The following is an 18,503-nucleotide window of genomic DNA, read 5'->3' on the forward strand; positions in this document are numbered from 1 at the left end:
GGCCGCCTACGGCGTGACGATCGCGAAGTCGGGGTCGGGACGGTCGATGTAGCCGGCGAACTCGGCGAGCCTCCGGACGTCCCCCGCGGCCTTGACGCGGCCGTCCGCGATCGCCTCGGGCAGATCGAGGCCGCCGGTGAGGACGCCGAGCAGTAGAGGACGGGTGAGGGTGAACTTCGCGTCGGGTTCGGCGACGGGGCGGGTGCCGTCGAGATCCCAGTGCAGCAACACGCCGTTGCGCAGTTCCATCCGATGCACCAGAGAGTCGTCGGTGACGTGCCAGTCGACGACCATGCGTGCATTCCAGGCCTTGGGCCCGTCCACGTTCAGCGAGACCGCGTCGAACAGTTGCTCGACGGACAGGGTGGCCGCGAGGTCGGGCGCGTTGGTCTGGGTGGGGGTGCCGACCGACTTCCCCCGCAGTTCCATTGCGCCGGTGAGGAAGAAATTGCGCCATGTGCCGTTCTCGGAGCCGTATCCCATCTGCTCGAGCGTCGCGGCCTGCAACTCCTTGGCCTCGGTGTTGTCGGGCTCGGCGAAGACCACGTAGTTCACCACTTGTGCGACCCATCGGAAGTCCCCGGCCGCAAACGATTCCCGCGCCTTGCGCAGCACCTCGTCGGCACCACCCATGAACTCGACGTGCCGCTTCGCCGCTTCCACCGGCGGGTGCTCCCACAGGTGTGCCGGGTTGCCGTCGAACCATCCCATGTAGCGCTGGTAGATGGCCTTGACGTTGTGGCTCACCGATCCGTAGTAGCCGTGGGTGTGCCACACGTCCTCGAGTGCCGGCGGCAGTTTCAGGTCCTCGGCGATCTCGGCGCCGGTGAGCCCCTGGTTGAGCCGGCGCAGCGTCTGATCGTGCAGGTATGCGTAGAGGTCCCGCTGTTGCGAGAGGAACTCGGTGAGCGCTTCGGTGCCCCAGGTGGGCCAGTGGTGCGACGCGAACAAGACGTCGGAGTCCGCGGCGAACCGGTTGATCGCCTCGGTGAGGTACTTGGCCCACACATGCGGATCCCGCACCAGCGCACCGCGCAGGGTGAGGAGATTGTGCAGTGTGTGAGTGGCGTTCTCCGCCATGCACAGCGCGCGCCGCTGCGGGAAGTAGAAGTTCATCTCGGCGGGAGCCTCGGTGCCCGGCGTCAACTGGAACTCGATCAACACACCGTCGAGGGTCTCGGTCTGCCCCGACTCGGCGATCAGCAGGGTCGGGTTGATGAGCGTGGTCGTACCCACCGAGGTCGTCTGCCCCAGCCCGGCACCGACCGAGCCGCGAGGACCGCGCGGGAGCGCCGCGCCGTACATGTAGGCAGCACGGCGGGCCATTGCCGTACCGGCATAGACGTTCTCGGCAACCGCGTGCTCGACCATCCCTTCGGGCGCCAACACCTGGCACCGTCCGGCCTCGACGTCGTCGAGCGTGGTGACACCCTTGACGCCGCCGAAGTGATCGACGTGCGAGTGGGTGTAGATGACGGCAACGACGCGCCGGTCGCCACGATGCGCCCGATAGAGGGCCAGCGCGGCAGCCGCCGTCTCCACCGAAATGAGGGGGTCGATGACGATCACACCGGAATCACTCTCGACCACCGTCATGTTCGACAGGTCGAGACCGCGCACCTGGTAGATGCCCTCACACACCTCGAACAGGCCCTGCCGCGCAGCAAGTCGGCTCTGCCGCCACAGGCTCGGGTTGACCGTGGGCGGGCAGTCGTCGTCGAGGAACGAGTAGGAGTCGTTGTCCCAGACGACGGTTCCGTCGTCAGCCCGCACGATTCCGGGTTGGAGGGCTGCGATGAATCCGCGGTCCACCTCGTCGGTGTCGGTGCCGGGCATCGTGGCTGCGAATCGTGCGTTGGCCGCTGCAATCTCGTGCGTCGAATCTGCCGGAACGGTCATGTCGGAAGCCCCCAAGTCGGATGTTCGCCTGCCGGGATTTCCGAACAATCATCGCCCTTTTGTCGCATGTTCGTAGTGACTTGCGTTTCACCCGTGGCGAATGACCCAATTGTGGCGGCCGATGTGTCACAGTCAGGAGCACTTTCGACAGACACGTGAATGGAGCTCTACAGATGGACTCTTTCTGGGATTTTCTCTGGGTGATTCTCGTCAGCTTCGCGTTCGTCGCGTACCTGATGCTGTTGTTCTCGATCATCACGGACCTGTTCCGGGACCACAAGAGCTCCGGCTGGGTCAAGGCGATCTGGGTGGTCTTCCTGATCATCTTCCCGTTCATCACGGCGCTGATCTACCTCATCGTCAAGGGTGACGACATGACGAAGCGCTCGGTGCGCGCTGCTCACCAGATGCAGAGCGCACAGGACGCCTACATCCGTCAGGTCGCCGGCAAGTCCGGCCCCGAGCAGATCGCGGATGCGAAGGCACTCCTCGATTCGGGCACGATCACGCAGGATGAGTTCGACTCCCTCAAGGCAAAGGCCCTGGCTCACTGACCCAGGCACTCGCCGCTCAGCTTTTCGCGATGCCGCGCTCCCGATCGGGGGCGCGGCATCGCCGTTTCCGAAGCGGCAACGCAGCGCCGGACGACGGCCTCCACGGACCTGTGGAAAACTCGTCACGTGGGAACCAGCACTCAGATCAGCCTGCGTGGACGCCTCGCGATGCGCGCCGCCGCCACCGCGGCTTGGGCTTCGCAGAAGGCCGGACGCGGCAAGGGATCGATGATCGGTGGCCTCATCGCGCTGAAGATCGATCCGACGCTCATGCAGCAGTTGGGGCGGGGACGGCGCAGCGTCGTCATCACCGGCACCAACGGCAAGTCCACCACCACCCGGATGACCGCCGCGGCCCTCGCGACGCTCGACGAGGTCGCGACGCAGGCCGACGGCGCCAACATGGACGCCGGCATCGTCGCCGCCCTCACGGCCCGCGTGAACGCCCCGCTGGCCGCGCTCGAAGTGGACGAACTGCACGTCCCGCACGTGTGCGATGCCGTGAACCCCGAGGTCGTCGTCCTGCTCAACCTCAGCCGGGACCAGCTGGACCGGGTCGGCGAGATCAACATGATCGAGCGCGCGCTGCGCGCCGGTCTCGAGCGGCATCCCGACGCACTCGTGGTCGCGAACTGCGACGACGTGCTCGTCACGTCCGTCGCCTACGACTGCAAGAACGTGGTGTGGGTCGCCGCTGGCGGCGGCTGGGCCAACGACTCGGTCAGCTGCCCGCGCACGGGCGAGCCGATCGTGTGGGACGGGCCGAACTGGCGCAGCACCGGATCCGACTTCGCTCGTCCCACGCCCGACTGGTGGCTGGACGACGACAATCTGTACGGCCCGAACGGGCTCGTGCTCCCGATGAAGCTGACGCTGCCCGGCAAGGCGAATCGCGGTAATGCGGCGCAGGCGGTGGCGGCGGCCGTCGCGATGGGCGCGAAGGCGGAGGACGCGGTCGCGGCCTCGTCGATCGTCGAGGAGGTCGCGGGCCGGTACAGCACGGTCCAGGTGGGTGCGCACTCCGTGCACATGCTGCTGGCGAAGAATCCGGCCGGCTGGCAGGAGGCGCTGTCGATGATCGATCACAGCGTCGACGGACTCGTCATCGCCGTCAACGGCCAGGTGCCGGACGGCGAAGACCTGTCGTGGCTGTGGGACGTGCGCTTCGAGCACTTCGAGGGCGTCAAGGTCGTGGCCGCCGGTGAGCGCGGCACCGACCTCGCGGTTCGACTGACCTACGCCGGCGTCGAGCACACCCTCGAGAAGGATCCACTGAAGGCCATCGCGTCGTGCCCGCCCGGACGGGTCGAGGTGCTGGCCAACTACACGGCGTTCCGTGACCTCAACACCGCGATCGCGAAGGAGAACAGCCGCGATGTCTGAGTCCACGATCCGCATCGGCCTGGTCCTGCCCGACGTCATGGGCACCTACGGTGACGGCGGCAACGCGCTGATCCTGCGGCAACGCCTGCGTATGCGCGGGTACGACGCCGAGATCGTCGACATCACGCTCAGCGACCCGGTCCCCGAGTCGTTGGACCTGTACACGCTCGGCGGCGCGGAGGACTCCGCGCAACGCCTCGCCACCCGGCATCTCCAGAAGTACCCGGGTCTGCAGAAGGCCGCCGAGCGGGGCACGCCCGTCCTCGCGATCTGCGCGGCCATCCAGGTGCTCGGCCACTGGTACGAGACATCGTCCGGTGAGCGGGTCGACGGCGTGTCGATGCTCGACGCCACCACGTCCCCGCAGGCGACGCGCTCGATCGGCGAGGTCGTCACCGCCCCCCTGATCGGCGGCCTGACCACCCCACTGTCGGGCTTCGAGAATCACCGCGGCGGAACGACTATCGGACCCGACGCCGAACCGGTCGGCCGCGTCACCCACGGTGTCGGCAACGGGGTGGGCGACGGCTTCGAGGGCGTCACACAGGGCTCGGTCATCGGCACCTACATGCACGGACCCGTGCTCGCGCGGAACCCGGATCTGGCCGACCTGCTGCTGAAGCGAGCCCTCGGTGTGGACGAACTTGCACCGCTGGATCTGCCCGAGGTGGAGCAGTTGCGTCGGGAGCGGCTCCGGGTGCGCTGAAACGACCCCGAACAGGGGTGTGGCCGGGAATGCATTCACATCCTCGGCCGCATCTCTGTTTCACGAAACTTTCACCGTTGCCGATTACTCACTCGATCCGCACTACTGACAGTACACCCGTGAGCGGGTCGCGCAACGACTCGAACTGGGGTTTTCCGACTTGTGACCCCAATCCGAAAAACGCGCCCGAAGCGTTACACGAGGCGCTTGCCGGACCGGATCCGGCGCTGCAGGTCCCCCATCAACACCCGACTCGGAAGATGCCGTAGGAATCGCGGAACGAAGCGGTTGACGAATGCGACGAAAATGAACAGGTGCTCGAATCGGCGGCGGTCATCCTCGTCCCATTCCATGCCGAGTTGCTCACGGAACAGCGGCGACAGGAAGCCGGCGGTGAGGAACTTCAATAGATTCCCGAAGACCAGTCGCATCGGCCACGACAGCATCCGCAATTCGATCAGATCGGTGAGATAGTCCCGAACAGTGTCGTCTACGGCGACCCGCTCGCAGGCGATGTTCCAGTACCGGTCGAAATCCGCCCGCGTGGCCGGCCACATGTCCTCGGTGACCTGAAGCGTGGTGCCGAGCGTCGACGACGATCGAAAGAACTCCTCAGCCTGCGCAGGAGTCATCTTCCCGTGTAGCAGTTGGTGGGTGTCCTCGAAACCGATGAACAGGCACGCTGCCACCCACAACTGGAGCTCGCGGTCGAAGGCGTTGTAGGACACCGGACTGTTCTCGTCGGACCGCACGTACCGGTGCGCGCCGTTGACGGCCTCCCGGTAGGCACGGCGCTCGTCGTCGGTGCCGAGGATCGCCACGCTGAGGTACGTGAAGGTGGTCCGGGCGCGCTTCCACGGATGCTTGGCGAGACTGCCGGACTCGACCTTGCTCTCCGCCACCCCATGCCCCACCTCGGGCCACGACAGCTGCATCACCACATTCGCCGCTCCACCGGCGAACGACCAGAAGTCGAGCGCGTCGGAGATCCGGGCAGTGCGTCCGCGCCGGCGCGCCGGTGTCGCGATGCGGATCCGTGTGCGATCGTTGGTCAATCGCGGCTCGGCTCCCGCGAGATCGAGGTAGTGGGTCGGCATGGATCCCCTCCGTTGTCCGCGGCTGCGACGTTTCGGGCAACCTCGCCCAGCTACTTGGTCTCGACGTTGCCGACGATCCAGCGGTCGCCGTCGCGATCGAGCGTCACGACCATCCGGTACTTCTGTGACTTGCCCTCGGGCGCAATCACATTCTTCGCCTCCTGATCGACGAAGGCCAGCACGACGGCGCTGGAGTCGTCGACGCTCTGGACACCGATGTTCGCGACTGTGGCTGTCGCCTGCCCCTGCCCGTCCGTGACGAGGCTCCGCAGCGCGTCGACCATCTTGTTGTACTGTCCGGCGAACTCCGGCGTGGACATCCCAGCGATCTTGTCGCGGTTGGCGTCCAGGTTCTGGTAGTCGAACGACGCCACCGTCTGCGCGTAGTCCCGGGTGGTCTCGACGGCGTCGGCGCGCAACGAGTCGAGCTGCCGCTGTTCCCACCACTGCCAGCCCGCGAGCGCCCCGAGGACGAGGGCGAGCACCGCGAGGATTACGACGGGAACGACGCCGAAGCTGCGTGCCCCCTGCGAGGTCGGTCGGTCCACAGGTAGCGCAGGCACGGACGCTTCGGCGACGGGATCCGACAGCGTGGCCACCGGTGCGGCGGCAGTGGTGGTGTCGACGTTGTCCGGCTTATCGTTCGCCATTTCCGAGCTCCTCCAGCAGTTGGTTCCATTGGTCGAGCGCCTCGGCCCCGGTGGGGACGAGGATCGGGTCCTGCACCATCGGCGGACCGATTGCCGTCCCCGGTGTGGTCGCGTTCTGCAGCCCGAGATCGTCTGGGCGCGGCGCCGTTCTCGATCCGCGCTGCGCTAGGTTCTCTCCGGGCGGGCAGTACAGCGTGAGGTTCGGCTCGGCGGGAGTGAGGTCACCTACTGCACGTCTGGTCGTGTCGTAATTGCACACGGGCCCCTGTGTCCCCACGAGCGCGAATTCCGCCCGATCCCCCTCGACGATCGACTCGAGTTTGCCGAGCCCCTCGGGGATCTCGTCGAGTCCGGCGGCCAGAGCGTTACGTCGGTCCGAAATGACCGGTGTGACTGCGGCGAGGTTGGCGAGCAGCGCACCGAAGGTGTCGTGGTACCGGTCGAACAGGTCCCGAGTCCGGGTCAGTGCCTCGGGCGACTGGTTCACGAGGTACACCAGGACGGGACGATTGGCGTCCAACTGCTCGGTGAACGTGCGGGCGGCGCTCATCCCGCCGACGAACGCGTCCGAAGTGCCGGACATCGTGCCCAGCAGGCTCGCGCTGCGCACGAGCAGCGACTGCAACTGCGGCGCCTGCCCGTCGAGCATTGCGGCGATTCGGTCGCCGTCCTCGATCATGCCCGACAGTGTGGGGCCCAGACCCTCGAGGGACGCGCCCAGTTCGGTGCCGAGCGTGCCGACATCCTCGGGGTCGATGCCGTCGAGGAGTTTCGCGGCGTCCCCCATCAACCGGTCCATCTGAACCGGCTGCAGGTCCTGCGGGGCGGCGAGGGTGTCGCCGTCCTCGAGGTAGGGCCCGGAGTCTGTGTTCGGGAAGATGTCCACGTTCTGGATGCCGGCGACGGTGCCCATGCCGACCTTGGCGACGCTGTCCTGCGGGATCCGGATGCCGGGATCGAGGTCGAATTCGATTCGGGCACCGCCCCGCTCGGGGGCGAGAGCGACCGACGCCACCTTGCCGACCTGCACCCCGCGGTACGTGACGCTGGTGCCCGCCGTGAGTCCGAGCGCGTCGGACATGTTCGCGTGCACCCGGGTCGGATCACCGAACGCCCGCGAACCCCCCACGTACGCGATGCCGAACGGCACGACCACGGCCGCAGTGATCGCGAAGAGGATCAGTTGGACCAGGACGACGCGCCTCATCGGATACCTCCCGACAGCAGGGACTGCAGCGAGCCCGTCCCGGCCGGCAACGGCTCCGTCCCACCGGTCAACAGGGTCTCGATGCTCCCCGGAATGTCGAGAGTGCCGTCGAACACGAGGTAGCCGCCCTTGGCGGCGCGATCGAAGTTGTCGAGGAAACCGTTCATGCTGGTGAGGGTCTCGCCCATGTTCGAGTTGACCGAGCGCAGCGCCGACAAGACCGTCGCCGCGTCGCCGAGCACCGAGTCGAGACCCGTCGGCGACTGCGCCAGCACGAAGTCGACGTGCCCGGCGAGCTGCGCACTCGAATCCAGCAGCGTCACAATCCGTTCACGCTGTCCGGCCAGCACCTTCGTCACCTCTGGCGCGACGTCGAGGAACTCGTCGATCGTCTCCTGCTGCGATGCGAACCGGCTCGAGATGTCGGCCGCGAGCTGCATCGCGGCATCGAAATCCTGCTGATGCCGCATCGCCGTCCCGGTGAGAGTGGTGACGGTGTCGAGCAGGCCGCGCACCTGCTGGGGACGGCCGCCGAACGCGACGTTCAGTTCGTCGAGCACAGTCTGCAACTGGTCGAAACCGCTTCCGGTGAGGATCGTGCCCAGCACCGCCAGCACACTTTCTATCTGCGGCCCGATCTCGGTGCGCGACTCTACGATCACGTCGCCGGCGGCGAGCGCCCCGGACGAGGGTTGTGCCGGCGAGCGCAGGCGGATGAACGGGCTGCCCAGGGCGGACGGCAGCTCCACGGCCACCTCCACGTTTCCCGGCAACGCAACCGACGACGACAGGCTCAGGTCGACGACGGCCCCGACCGTATCGGTCGACAAGCCGGACACCCGCCCGATCACGCGCTGACCGTTGCGGACGTCCGCACCCATCAGCAGCCCGTCCGCGTGGGCGAGTTGGACATGCACCGTGTAGTTCTGCCCCGGCACCGATCGGCCCAACGGCAGATCCTGGATACCCGCGCCGCACCCCGTCATCAGCATCATCCCGGCCAGCGTCCCTGCAAACGTTGTCGTGCGGCGCATCAGTTCGCCCCCGCCGGTGCCATCCCGCCCGACAGCAGCGTCCCCAGACCGAGCGGGTCGGACGCACTGATCGGGAAGGAGATCGGGTTGGTGAATCCGGCGCCGGTGCACAGCGGCATCGGGTACCGAGCACACAGCGGCTGCGCAACGGTGAACTGCGTCAGTGCGGTCGAGATGTTGAGCCGGATCCGGCCGCGGTCATCTGGTCCGACGGTCTTCGACAGGTTCTGCATCAGCAGCGGCACGAGGTCCATGAACTCGGCCAGACCCACGCGGTTCGCGGTGAGAGTGTCCCCGAGCACGGTCACGTTCTGCGCAATTGCTCCGACGTCGTCACCGTGTTCGGCGGTGAAGCGGTCGATCTGGTCGAACACTGTCGCCAGATCCTGCAGAGGCTCGGACAAGTCGAGATCCTGTGCAGCCCATTCGTCGCCGAGAGCCGCGAGGTCGGATACCAGCCCGTCGAGGCTCACCTGACGCTCGTCGAGTTGCGCCATGAGGGTGTCGAGGTTCCCGACTACCGCACCGATGTCGTCGGTCCGGGCACCGACCACTCCCGTGGCCGCACCGAGATCCCGAACCGCGCGGTTGAACTCGTCTCCTCGTCCCTCCATGCCCGCTGCAGCCTGCGACAACAGCTCGCCGGCATTGCCGCCCTCGGGCCCCAGGGCCTGGGTGAGCGTGCTCAGGCTTCCCATCAGCCCGTCGAAGTCGATGGGCGCGTGACTGCGCTCGAGTGGAATCTCGGCACCGTCCTCGAGCTTCGGCCCGCCCTGGTAGGCCGGCCCGAACTCGAGATGGCGATCGCTGATCACCGACGGATTGAGCACGTACGCATGCACATCCGCCGGAAGATCGACCGTTGCGGGCACCGACGCGGTCACTCGCACATAAGTGCCCATCGGCTCCACGCCCTCGACGGTGCCGACCGGAACGCCGAGCACCGTCACCTTGCTCCCCGGGTACAGGCCGTTGACGTAGGCGAAGTCGACGTGGACGGTCGTCGTGCGGTCGGTTCGCGCGAAGACGTACCAGGATCCCGCCGCGACGGCCGCCACCAGAATCAGCACCATGGCGATCCGGCTGCGTCGGCGGGACGGTGCCGGGGCGGTCATCGGCAGTCCTGCATCACACCGAGCGCGCACAGCAGATTGTCGGGGACGACAGCGGCCGGCGCGGTCACATCGGTCCACGACCCATTGCCCGTCGCGTCGGTGGCAGCCCGGAGGGCTCGCGGCAGTCGCTCGAGCATCTGTCCGACGTGGTCGGCGTTGCGCTGCAGGGTATCGGTGACCTGAACCAAGTTCGTCGTCATCTGCCCGAACTCCTCCTCGTGTTCGGTGTAGGTCGTCGCGAGTGTCGACAGCACCGAGCGCAGGTTCTCGACGAGCTTGGTGAGAACCTCTCTGCGCACCGCCAGGGTCCGGACGATCGTCTGCGCATTCGCGACCGTCAGTGTCAGCGAATCACTCTGCCGGGCAGCGAGGTCCGACAGAGAACGTGACATCGCCAGAAGCTGGTCGATCTGCTCGGCGTTCTGGGAGACGACGGCCGAGGCACCGCTGACGCCCGCGAGGGCCCGGCTGACCTGTTCGGGATCGTCCGGCATCACCTCCGACATCGTCGTCATCATGGCTTCCAACGACTCCGCATCGATCTGTGTGGCCGCATCGGTCGCGTCCCGGCTGACGTCGTCGAGGCTGTAGGGGACCGTGGTCCGGGCGAGCGGAATGACGTTCGCGGCAGGCTCGTCGACCGTCACGCCGGCGGGTACCACTTCGAGGTAGCGCTTGCCGAGCACCGTCTCGAGTCGGACGGTGGCGGTTGTCCGGTCGCCGAGCGGCTGACCGTTGTCCAGCCGGAAATCGACGCGCACACGATCGCCCGCGAGATCGACCCCCTCGACGCGTCCGGCCGGGACACCCGCGACGTAGACGGGGTCGCCGTCCGACAGGCCACTCGCATTCGCGAGTTCCGCGGAGTACGGACTGGTCCGCGACAGGTACCACAGCTTCGGGACGCCGATGGCCGCCGCGAGGCCCGCGACCAACAGCACGATGCCGATCGTTCCGAGTGCGAGTGGAGTGCCGGATCCGGGGCGCCGCTCACCACGGAACACGAAGAGCCAAGATCCGACAAGAACGTCGATCACTTTGACCAGAAACATCATCGGCACACCTCCGAGTGTGAGTTGCCGAAGATGTTCGCCTCGAGGTCGCCGGCCTTCAGAACGAGATTGCACAGGTAGAGGCTCACGAATCCGCCGTAGTCGCTGATGCGGTTGACGCCGTCCGCGAACTGGGGCATCTTCGCGACGAACTGCTCGAAGGCTGTGGTGTCGGCGATCCACGCATCGGTCACCGACTTCAGATTCGTGATCGATGTACCGAACGCGCCGTCCGACCGGGACAACGCTTCGGCGAGCGATGCGACGGCGCTGTTGCCGTCGTCGAGCAGTGTGGCCAGACTGTCGTTGCTCCCGACCACCGACGTGCTCAGGTCGCGCAATCCGGTGACGAGTTGCTCGAGTTGCGGTTGCCGCTGGTCTACCGATCTCATCAGCGTGTTCATATTGGTGACCAGCTGTTCGAACACTCCGCGCCGATCAGCGAGATCGGTCGTGAGAGTTGCGATCCTGTCGAGCAACGCCGACATGGCCGCACCCTGACCGTCGAACGTCTCGACGAACCCGCGCATCAGCGTGTTGACCGCGGCCGGGTCCAGTGCGTCGAACAGCGGCGCGAACCCGTTCATCAAGGCGGTGAGGTCGACGGGCGGGGTGGTGCGTTCGATCGGGATCACACCGCCGGGCTCGAGAGCCTCGGAGGAGGAATGCAGCACCGGTTCCACCGCGGTGCCGTCCGGCGGACTCAGGGCCACGTACCGGGCGCCGAGCATGTCGCCGTAGCGGACAGCCGCAGTGGTGTTGCGATCGAGGGTGTGGTCCGCCGACACCTCGATCCCCACGACGGCCTTACTGGTTCCTCCGCCGGCGGCCGCGAAGCCGATGGAGTCGACGCGCCCCACACGGACCCCCGACATCGTCACCGGATTTCCCTCGTGAAGTCCTTCTACGTCGGTGAATTCGACTGTGTATCTTTCGGTGTCGCCACGGACGGGAACCGACAGCGTGTTCGCGACCAGGGATCCACACACCAACCCCACCGCACAGAATCCGATCACCTTCACGATCGGGACCCATCCCACCTTCATCGGATTCGCACCTCCGTTCCCCGAACGAGGGGCCCCAGCATGAAAGTGGACGCTGGATTCTGCGAGGCTGCCGTCGTGTCACCCAGGAGACGGTCCCCGAGAACCTGCAGTGCTTGCTGTTCGTCAGCGCCGCCGTCGACGGTGACCGGTCCGCAATTGCCCACCTGCGTTCCATAGCTGGGACAATCCGCTGCCGAGTAGGGCAGAGGGTCCGCAAACGTGGGAACCGCGGTGATGTCGAAGTGTCCGGTGGCAAACACCCGCCCGCCCGCGGCGCCGAAGGTACGTGCACGGTCGAGGGTGCCGACGAGTCCTGCGGGATTCGCCGCGGTGGTCGCCAGGATCGTGCCGGTGGCATCGAACACGGTCACCACCCGTTGACGCTGCTCGCCGATGAACCCCGTGGCGACGGGCGCTAAACCCGCAGCGGCCGCGAAGGTCTCGTTCAGGGCATCGGTGTTGTCCACCATGCTCTGCGACACGCTCGCGGCGGAGGAGAGAGTGGCGAGCACGTCCGGTGCGGCGGTGTCCAACGCCTGCAACACAGTCAGGAACGCCGGAGTCGATTCGAGAAATGTCTCCACTGCCGGCGCCAGTATCCGTGATGCGCTGTCGAGTCGGTCGACGACTCGGCCCACCGTCGCGCCCCTGCCGTCGAGCGCCTGAGACAGCGCGGACAGGGCCACCTGCATCTTCTGTGGTTGCATCCGATCCAACACGTCGACGAGACGGGTGTACACCCCGTACAGGGCCACCGCGTCCGGCCCGGTATCCGCGTGCAGTTCGTCGCCGTCGGCCAGGCTTTGATCCGACCGCCGCGTCGGATCATCCACGAGCTGGATGTAGATGTCCCCGAAAAAGGTTCGCGGCACCACGCGCGCTGCGACGGCCGCGGGAATCAGATCGATCGAGTCGGCCTCGATCTGCAGCCGAACGATCGACGACTCGGTCCCCGACTCGATCCCGGAGATGCGCCCCACGTTCACCCCGCTGTACCGGACCGGCGCCTCACCGCTGATGAGCCCCGCCGAAGCCGGAATCGCGACCACCACCTCCGGATCACGCTGCAGCTGACCGGTACCCCGCAGCACCATGGCCGTCCCGGCGACCACCGCGACCAGGACAGCGGCCGCCCCGCGTAGCGCGAATGTGCCACGTCGCCGGGCGTACACGTCCACGTCAGACCCCCATGCCGGGGATCGTCGGTACCAGGCCCCACAGGGCGAACGTCATGAGCACGTCGAGTACACCGATCGCGAGAATCGCCGTGCGCAGGGCCCGCCCTGCCGCCTGACCGACGCCCGCCGGGCCGCCTGACGCGAAGTAGCCGTACGAACAGTGCACCAGCGCCACGACGCCCGCGAACACGATCGCCTTGATCGCCGCGTAGACAAGGTCCACCGGTGACAGCGCAAGATGGAAGAAGTAGTCGTACGTCCCGGCCGATGCGCCGCCCCAGACGACGATCACCAACCGGGTCGACAGGTAACTGGCGAGCAACCCGATCATGAAGATCGGCAGCACACACACCATCGCTGCCAGAACCCTGGTCCCGGCGAGGAACGGTATCGACCGCACGGCCATCGAATCGAGCGCATCGATCTCGTCGGAAATTCGCATGGCGCCGAGTTGCGCAGTGAATCCCGTACCCACCTTCGCTGCAAGGGCGATTGCCACCACCACGGGCGCCAGCTCGCGGGTGTTCGCGATCGCAGACAGCATTCCGGAAAGAGTTGTCATTCCGACCAGTTCGAGACCACGATGAGTCTCCACGCCGAGCATCATCGCAGCGGCGAGCGACATCGCGAACACGATCCCGATAGTGCCGCCACCCGCGAGCACCGAGTTGGTGCCGAAGCTGACCTCGCTGATCTGCGCCAGGACGTGTTTGCGGTACCGCGTCGCGGCGTACGGGAGCGAAGCAACCGTCCGGCAGAAGAACGTGACATGACGACCGACGTCGGCGAGACCACCGAACACGGCGGACGCCGGTCGCACCGCGCGGCGCAACCGCACCCTGGTGTCGAATCCGACCATCAGTAGGCCCCCACTGCCGGAACGATCACTGTGTACAGCGCCGACAGTGCGGTGTTCACGATGAACACGAGCGCGAAGGCCATCACGACAGCCTCGTTGACGGCATCGGCGACACCCCGGGGACCGCCCTTTGCATGCAGCCCTTTGAACGTCGCGACGAGCGTCGAGGTGAGCGCGAAGATCGCGGCCTTGACGAGTGCCATCACGAAATCCGACATCCGTCCGTACTGACTGAACGTCGCCATGAACGTTCCGGCGGGCAAGTGCTGCACGAAGATGTGGTACAGGTAGCAGGCCATCACACCACCGAAAGTGACCATTGCACACAGCGCGACGGATACCACCACCGCAGCCACCAGGCGAGGTGCGACGAGACGCTCGAGGACGTCGATGCCCATGACTTCCATCGCATCGATCTCTTCGCGGATCTTCCTCGAGCCCAGATCGGTACAGATCGCCGAACCCGCGACGCCGGCCATCATCAGCGCGCAGACCAGGGCCGACGCCTGGCCCACGATGATGAACGCCACCACCGCACCCGAGTAGCCACCCGCACCGATTCGACCGGCCAGTTCACCAACCGATACCGCGACGAACACCCCGATCGGAATCATGAGCAGCAGAGAGGGTCCGGTGCTGACCCTGCCGATGAACAACGTCTGGTTCACCGTCTCGGCGAGGGACAGACGACCGCGCAGCACCGCACGCACCAGCGACACCAGCGCCTGCACGGAGAAGCCGATGAGGTACCCGCCCTGGAGCGCGACATCCTGCACCGGCCCCTTGGCGGTGGGTAACTCATAGGTCATGCGCCGGCCCTCCCCAGTTCCGTCTCACTCACCCGCCCGACGACGCGCCGCGTCCGCCGTCAGGCCCGCACGCTCACCCCTGCGCTACGGACGACTCTCCGCCCCGTAGTTCGCCCTTGACGACCTTTCCACTTGCATTGCGCGGCAGCGCTTCCACGCACACGACGACCTTCGGGTGCTTGTAGCGGGCGAGTTGCTCGTCGAGGAACGGCTGCAACTCCTCGAGGGTCAGATCCTCGCCGACGTCGGGTCGCAACGCGATCACGGCCACCGGGATCTCGCCCCACTTGGAATCGGGGCGCCCGACCACGGCAGCCTCCAGGATCTTCGGATGGGCGAACAGGGCGTTCTCCACCTCGGCGCAGTAGATGTTCTCGCCGCCGGAGATGATCATGTCCTTCTTGCGATCGACCACGTAGACGAAGCCCTCGTCGTCCACCCGAACCAGGTCTCCCGAGTGGAACCACCCACCGTGGAAGGCGTCGGCGGTGGCAGCGGGGTTCTGCCAGTACTCGAGCATCATCGTCGGCCCCCGGTAGACGATCTCTCCGACCTCACCGGGTGCGACATCGTTCATCTCGTCGTCCACGACCCGCGCCTGCACCGTCGGGATCACGCGACCGACCGATCCCAGTTTGCGGAGTGCATCCTCGCCGTCGAGCACACAGGTGATCGGTGACATCTCGGTCTGCCCGAACACCGCGACGTTGGACGCCTCGGGGAAGGTCTCCGCCATGGCGCGCAGAACCGTGTCCGACGCGGGCGCTGCACCCCAGGATATGCCGCGCAGCTTCAGCTTTCGTGGCTGCGCCTGCTGCACCGCGCACACGGCCTGCCACTGCACGGGTACCAGGAACAGCGTGGTGACCTGCTCGTCCTCGAGCACGTCGAGGAGTGTGTTCGGATCGAACGCCCCGACCGGGTAGATCACGGTGGTGAGCCCGAGCATCAAGGAGGGCGCCATGGAACCCAACGCTGCGATGTGGAACATCGGCGAGGCACAGAACCCGATGTCGTCGGACCGGTTCAGCTGGAAGGCACGAATGCACGTGAGCGCCTGCGCCTCCATGTTGCTGCGCGTGAGCACGGCACCCTTCGGACGTCCCGTGGTGCCCGAGGTGTACATGATGAGCGCGGGCGTGTCGTCCGGAATATCCAACGCCTCACGGGCGGTGCCGGCCTCGGCGATCAGGTTCTCGTACCCGAGCACGTCGCCCGCGGTCTCGGCGCCCACCGTGACGGACGTTTCCAGCGCCCCCGTCTCCGCGCGGACCGCGGCGGCGAGCGGGGCCAGCGTCGTGTCTGCGATGACAACCGTTGCGCCACTGTCGCGCACCAGGAATGCCACCTCGGGCACGGTCATTCGGAAGTTCACGGGCACCGCGATCGCACCGACCGCGTTACTCGCGAGGACGGCCTCGAGGTATTCGGGCCGGTTCAGCATGAGGATCAGCACCCGATCGCCGAACCCGATGCCGCGGCGCGACAATGCATCCGCGAGCCGCTCGACCCGGCCGTGGAGGGTCGACCAGGAAATCGACGCGCCCTGGAATCTCAACGCGGCGCGATCCGGAATCATCCGGGCATGCCGAGCGACCTGGTTGTTCCAATTGGTTCGGCGGGATCGCTGCGCCTCGATCGAGGCAGCGAGCACAGCAGCGGAAGTGACCATCGAGGGTTCCTCTCGTGCGTGGCGGGTCCTCGCAACCTGAGCGGACCCGTGGTTCGATGTGAGGCAGATTACATGTTATGAGCGGTTTTCATCGGAGATTTGTTAATCCGAATTCTCGAGCGAACAGCACCTGTGGCACCGAACGCACTCAGAACGTCGACGTCGCCCACAGCGCCGATTTCCTGTGCTTTTCGGAGCTTGATCCGTACCCGCTGCCCGTTCGACGGAGAACTGAAACCATCGGAAGTAGATGCAGATTCCACTTTCAACGATATCGGGGCGGTCGCTTCTGCAGCATCGCCATGGCGCCCTCGGCGAAGTCTGCGGACGCGAGCAATTCCGCCTGCCCCACCCTTTCCCGTTCGAGCGCGTCGTCGAGGGCCGCCAGTGTGCCGGCCGCGAGAGCGCGCTTGGTCAGTTCGAGTGCGCGGCGGGGACCCGCCGCGAGCCTCGACGCCACCGACCTGCTGTGGTCGAGGAGATCGCCATCGGGCAGGGTCCGCGACACCAGCCCCAACCGGTCCGCTTCGGCTGCAGGCAACCGCTCGCCGAGCAGCGCCAACTCTGCGGCCTTCGCCCGCCCGATCGACGACGAGACCAGGACGCTGGAACCACCGTCGGGCATGAGTCCGATACTGACGAAGGCGAGCAGAAAGTACGCACTTTCCGCCGCGTACGTCAGATCCGCGGCCAGCGCGATCGACACCCCCACGCCGGCAGCCGGTCCGTTCACCGCGGCCACGACCGGGAGTGGAACCTCGACGATCGCACGGATCACCTCGTTCGCAACGTCCATGACCACCGAGGGATCGGCCGGATTCACCGCCGCAGCAGCCAAATCCGCACCCGTGCAGAACGAGGTGCCAATGCCGGTGATCAGGATCGACCGCACACTGGCGTCGCTGCCCGCGGCACGGATCGCCGCCCCGAGATCGCGCATCGTCGACATGTCGACGGCGTTCATGCGTTCGGGCCTCGAGATCGTCAGCTCCAGAACCGAATCCCGCAGTTCCCGGCTCAAGCCGTCGCCCGTCGTCGCGGTCATACCCGAACCCCCTCCTCGATCGAGTCTGTGAGTCGGCCCCGGATGATCGTCTCGGCCTCCCCGATCATCCGCTGGACAAGCTCGTCGCAGGTGGGAATGTCGTCGATCAGCCCCTGGCTCTGTCCCGCCGTCCAGATGCCGGCGTCCAGGTCGCCTTCCTCGAACACCCGACGCCCCCGAGCGCCGGCCACCAGGTGTGCGATGTCGTCGAACTCGCACCCATGCGCCTCGATTCCGACCACCTCGTCGCTCACCGCATTCGCGGCGACCCGGACCGTGTTCCGCAACGTTCGGAAGATCAGGCGGGTATCGAGCTCACTGCTGGCGACGATCCGTTCTTTGACCCGCTGCGCCACAGGAGATTCCACCGTGCACATGAAGCGGGTGCCCATGTTCACTCCGTCTGCGCCGAGCGCGAGTGCCGCGACGAGACCCCGGGCGTCTGCGATGCCGCCCGACGCGATGACGGGTATCCGGATCCGGCGGGCGGCAGCCGGGATGAGTACCAATCCGGGGACGTCATCCTCACCGGGATGCCCGGCGCATTCGAATCCGTCGATGCTCACGGCGTCCACTCCCACCTGCTCGGCCTTGACTGCGTGCCGAACACTGGTGCACTTGTGGATGACCTTGATTCCGGCATCCTTCAGGTGCGGCAAATGATCGACGGGGTTGGCGCCTGCCGTCTCGACGATGCCGATCCCGGCATCGATGATCACCTTGCGGTACTCCTCGTACGGCGGGGGCGAGATCGACGGCAGAATCGTGAGATTGACACCGAACGGCTTGTCGGTGAGACGGCGCGTGCGCTCGATCTCCTTCGCCAGGTCGCCCGGTGTCGGCTGAGTGAGCGCCGTCAAGAATCCGAGCGCACCGGCCTCTGCGACGGCCGCCACGAGCTCGGCGCGACCGACCCACATCATTCCCCCCTGGACGATGGGGTGGCGAACTCCGAACATCTCCGTGAAGCGGGTTCTCACTCGGACCTCCTCGGACCAGTGGATCGGACCAGCGGATCGGACACAGGCACAGGCACAGGCACACGCACAGGCGCAGGCACAGAAATCGGAAACGAAACGCAGCGGTGACCGACACGAGCGGTGAAGCATCCGGTCGCCGTCGCCGGGCCGGAGCGGTGCAAGAATCGACGTTAACTTTCATGTCGATCGTGCGGTTTGTCAACCCCTCCCGCACAGG

Annotated in this window: 17 protein-coding genes; 3 read left to right on the plus strand and 14 right to left on the minus strand. The window is 66.4% G+C overall.

The window, feature by feature from the left end:
- Positions 1 to 6 precede the first annotated feature (6 nt).
- Positions 7 to 1,899 (minus strand): alkyl/aryl-sulfatase, encoded by a 1,893-nt coding sequence (locus C8K36_RS19065; protein WP_107986107.1) that lies wholly within the window; start codon positions 1,897 to 1,899, stop codon positions 7 to 9.
- Between the two features lie 173 nt (positions 1,900 to 2,072).
- Here C8K36_RS19065 and C8K36_RS19070 point away from each other — a divergent pair, with 173 nt between their 5' ends.
- The 3 genes from C8K36_RS19070 (at position 2,073) to C8K36_RS19080 (ending at position 4,542) form a co-directional block, all read left to right on the plus strand.
- Positions 2,073 to 2,453 carry an SHOCT domain-containing protein gene (locus C8K36_RS19070; RefSeq protein ID WP_107986108.1) on the plus strand — a complete coding sequence of 127 codons (381 nt, stop codon included), beginning with the start codon at positions 2,073 to 2,075 and terminating at the stop codon, positions 2,451 to 2,453.
- Positions 2,454 to 2,579: 126 nt separating this feature from the next.
- Positions 2,580 to 3,836, plus strand: a complete 1,257-nt coding sequence (locus tag C8K36_RS19075; protein WP_107986109.1) for a Mur ligase family protein — start codon at positions 2,580 to 2,582, stop codon at positions 3,834 to 3,836.
- Positions 3,829 to 4,542: a type 1 glutamine amidotransferase gene (locus C8K36_RS19080; RefSeq protein WP_107986110.1), complete on the plus strand. Its 714-nt coding sequence runs from the start codon at positions 3,829 to 3,831 to the stop codon at positions 4,540 to 4,542. The genes C8K36_RS19075 and C8K36_RS19080 overlap by 8 nt, the downstream gene beginning before the upstream one ends.
- A 194-nt stretch (positions 4,543 to 4,736) precedes the next feature.
- On the opposite strand, the gene C8K36_RS19085 is transcribed toward C8K36_RS19080, so the two are convergent.
- From C8K36_RS19085 to C8K36_RS19145, 13 genes are all read right to left on the minus strand, one after another.
- A complete protein-coding gene (locus C8K36_RS19085) occupies positions 4,737 to 5,639 on the minus strand; it encodes an oxygenase MpaB family protein (RefSeq protein ID WP_107986111.1) in 903 nt (300 codons plus the stop codon).
- Between the two features lie 50 nt (positions 5,640 to 5,689).
- Positions 5,690 to 6,289 (minus strand): mce associated protein mas1a, encoded by a 600-nt coding sequence (locus tag C8K36_RS19090; RefSeq protein WP_107986112.1) that lies wholly within the window; start codon positions 6,287 to 6,289, stop codon positions 5,690 to 5,692.
- Positions 6,276 to 7,496, minus strand: coding sequence for an MlaD family protein (locus C8K36_RS19095; protein WP_107986113.1), 1,221 nt, complete (start codon positions 7,494 to 7,496; stop codon positions 6,276 to 6,278). Before C8K36_RS19095 ends, C8K36_RS19090 begins: the two co-directional genes overlap by 14 nt.
- Complete coding sequence (locus C8K36_RS19100; protein WP_107986114.1) at positions 7,493 to 8,530, minus strand: MCE family protein; 1,038 nt, start codon at positions 8,528 to 8,530, stop codon at positions 7,493 to 7,495. Before C8K36_RS19100 ends, C8K36_RS19095 begins: the two co-directional genes overlap by 4 nt.
- Complete coding sequence (locus tag C8K36_RS19105; protein ID WP_107986115.1) at positions 8,530 to 9,645, minus strand: MCE family protein; 1,116 nt, start codon at positions 9,643 to 9,645, stop codon at positions 8,530 to 8,532. The genes C8K36_RS19100 and C8K36_RS19105 overlap by 1 nt, the downstream gene beginning before the upstream one ends.
- Positions 9,642 to 10,697: an MCE family protein gene (locus C8K36_RS19110; protein WP_107986290.1), complete on the minus strand. Its 1,056-nt coding sequence runs from the start codon at positions 10,695 to 10,697 to the stop codon at positions 9,642 to 9,644. The genes C8K36_RS19105 and C8K36_RS19110 overlap by 4 nt, the downstream gene beginning before the upstream one ends.
- A complete protein-coding gene (locus C8K36_RS19115; protein ID WP_107986116.1) occupies positions 10,697 to 11,743 on the minus strand; it encodes an MCE family protein in 1,047 nt (348 codons plus the stop codon). The genes C8K36_RS19110 and C8K36_RS19115 overlap by 1 nt, the downstream gene beginning before the upstream one ends.
- Entirely contained in the window at positions 11,740 to 12,921 is a 1,182-nt protein-coding gene (locus tag C8K36_RS19120) for an MCE family protein (protein WP_107986117.1), read from the minus strand. Before C8K36_RS19120 ends, C8K36_RS19115 begins: the two co-directional genes overlap by 4 nt.
- Position 12,922: 1 nt before the next feature.
- A complete protein-coding gene (locus C8K36_RS19125) occupies positions 12,923 to 13,780 on the minus strand; it encodes an MlaE family ABC transporter permease (protein ID WP_107986118.1) in 858 nt (285 codons plus the stop codon).
- Entirely contained in the window at positions 13,780 to 14,589 is an 810-nt protein-coding gene (locus C8K36_RS19130; RefSeq protein ID WP_107986119.1) for an MlaE family ABC transporter permease, read from the minus strand. Before C8K36_RS19130 ends, C8K36_RS19125 begins: the two co-directional genes overlap by 1 nt.
- Positions 14,590 to 14,662: 73 nt before the next feature.
- Entirely contained in the window at positions 14,663 to 16,261 is a 1,599-nt protein-coding gene (gene fadD5 / locus C8K36_RS19135; RefSeq protein ID WP_107986120.1) for a fatty-acid--CoA ligase FadD5, read from the minus strand.
- Between the two features lie 265 nt (positions 16,262 to 16,526).
- Complete coding sequence (locus C8K36_RS19140) at positions 16,527 to 17,306, minus strand: enoyl-CoA hydratase (protein ID WP_107986121.1); 780 nt, start codon at positions 17,304 to 17,306, stop codon at positions 16,527 to 16,529.
- On the minus strand, positions 17,303 to 18,286 hold the full coding sequence (locus C8K36_RS19145; RefSeq protein WP_107986122.1) for an NAD(P)H-dependent flavin oxidoreductase: 984 nt from the start codon (positions 18,284 to 18,286) through the stop codon (positions 17,303 to 17,305). Before C8K36_RS19145 ends, C8K36_RS19140 begins: the two co-directional genes overlap by 4 nt.
- Positions 18,287 to 18,503 lie beyond the last annotated feature (217 nt).

Source organism: Rhodococcus sp. OK519, from assembly GCF_003051005.1.
In the GTDB taxonomy this organism is placed as follows: Bacteria; Actinomycetota; Actinomycetes; order Mycobacteriales; family Mycobacteriaceae; genus Prescottella.

Bases quoted from the DNA above. Each gene is read 5' to 3' on its own strand.
- C8K36_RS19130 (WP_107986119.1), bottom strand. From the start codon at position 14,589: ATGACCTATGAGTTACCCACCGCCAAGGGGCCGGTGCAGGATGTCGCG.
- C8K36_RS19085 (WP_107986111.1), bottom strand. From the start codon at position 5,639: ATGCCGACCCACTACCTCGATCTCGCGGGAGCCGAGCCGCGATTGACC.
- C8K36_RS19070 (WP_107986108.1), top strand. From the start codon at position 2,073: ATGGACTCTTTCTGGGATTTTCTCTGGGTGATTCTCGTCAGCTTCGCG.
- fadD5 (WP_107986120.1), bottom strand. From the start codon at position 16,261: ATGGTCACTTCCGCTGCTGTGCTCGCTGCCTCGATCGAGGCGCAGCGA.
- C8K36_RS19095 (WP_107986113.1), bottom strand. From the start codon at position 7,496: ATGAGGCGCGTCGTCCTGGTCCAACTGATCCTCTTCGCGATCACTGCG.
- C8K36_RS19100 (WP_107986114.1), bottom strand. From the start codon at position 8,530: ATGCGCCGCACGACAACGTTTGCAGGGACGCTGGCCGGGATGATGCTG.
- C8K36_RS19140 (WP_107986121.1), bottom strand. From the start codon at position 17,306: ATGACCGCGACGACGGGCGACGGCTTGAGCCGGGAACTGCGGGATTCG.
- C8K36_RS19125 (WP_107986118.1), bottom strand. From the start codon at position 13,780: ATGGTCGGATTCGACACCAGGGTGCGGTTGCGCCGCGCGGTGCGACCG.
- C8K36_RS19105 (WP_107986115.1), bottom strand. From the start codon at position 9,645: ATGACCGCCCCGGCACCGTCCCGCCGACGCAGCCGGATCGCCATGGTG.
- C8K36_RS19110 (WP_107986290.1), bottom strand. From the start codon at position 10,697: ATGTTTCTGGTCAAAGTGATCGACGTTCTTGTCGGATCTTGGCTCTTC.
- C8K36_RS19065 (WP_107986107.1), bottom strand. From the start codon at position 1,899: ATGACCGTTCCGGCAGATTCGACGCACGAGATTGCAGCGGCCAACGCA.
- C8K36_RS19080 (WP_107986110.1), top strand. From the start codon at position 3,829: ATGTCTGAGTCCACGATCCGCATCGGCCTGGTCCTGCCCGACGTCATG.
- C8K36_RS19115 (WP_107986116.1), bottom strand. From the start codon at position 11,743: ATGAAGGTGGGATGGGTCCCGATCGTGAAGGTGATCGGATTCTGTGCG.
- C8K36_RS19090 (WP_107986112.1), bottom strand. From the start codon at position 6,289: ATGGCGAACGATAAGCCGGACAACGTCGACACCACCACTGCCGCCGCA.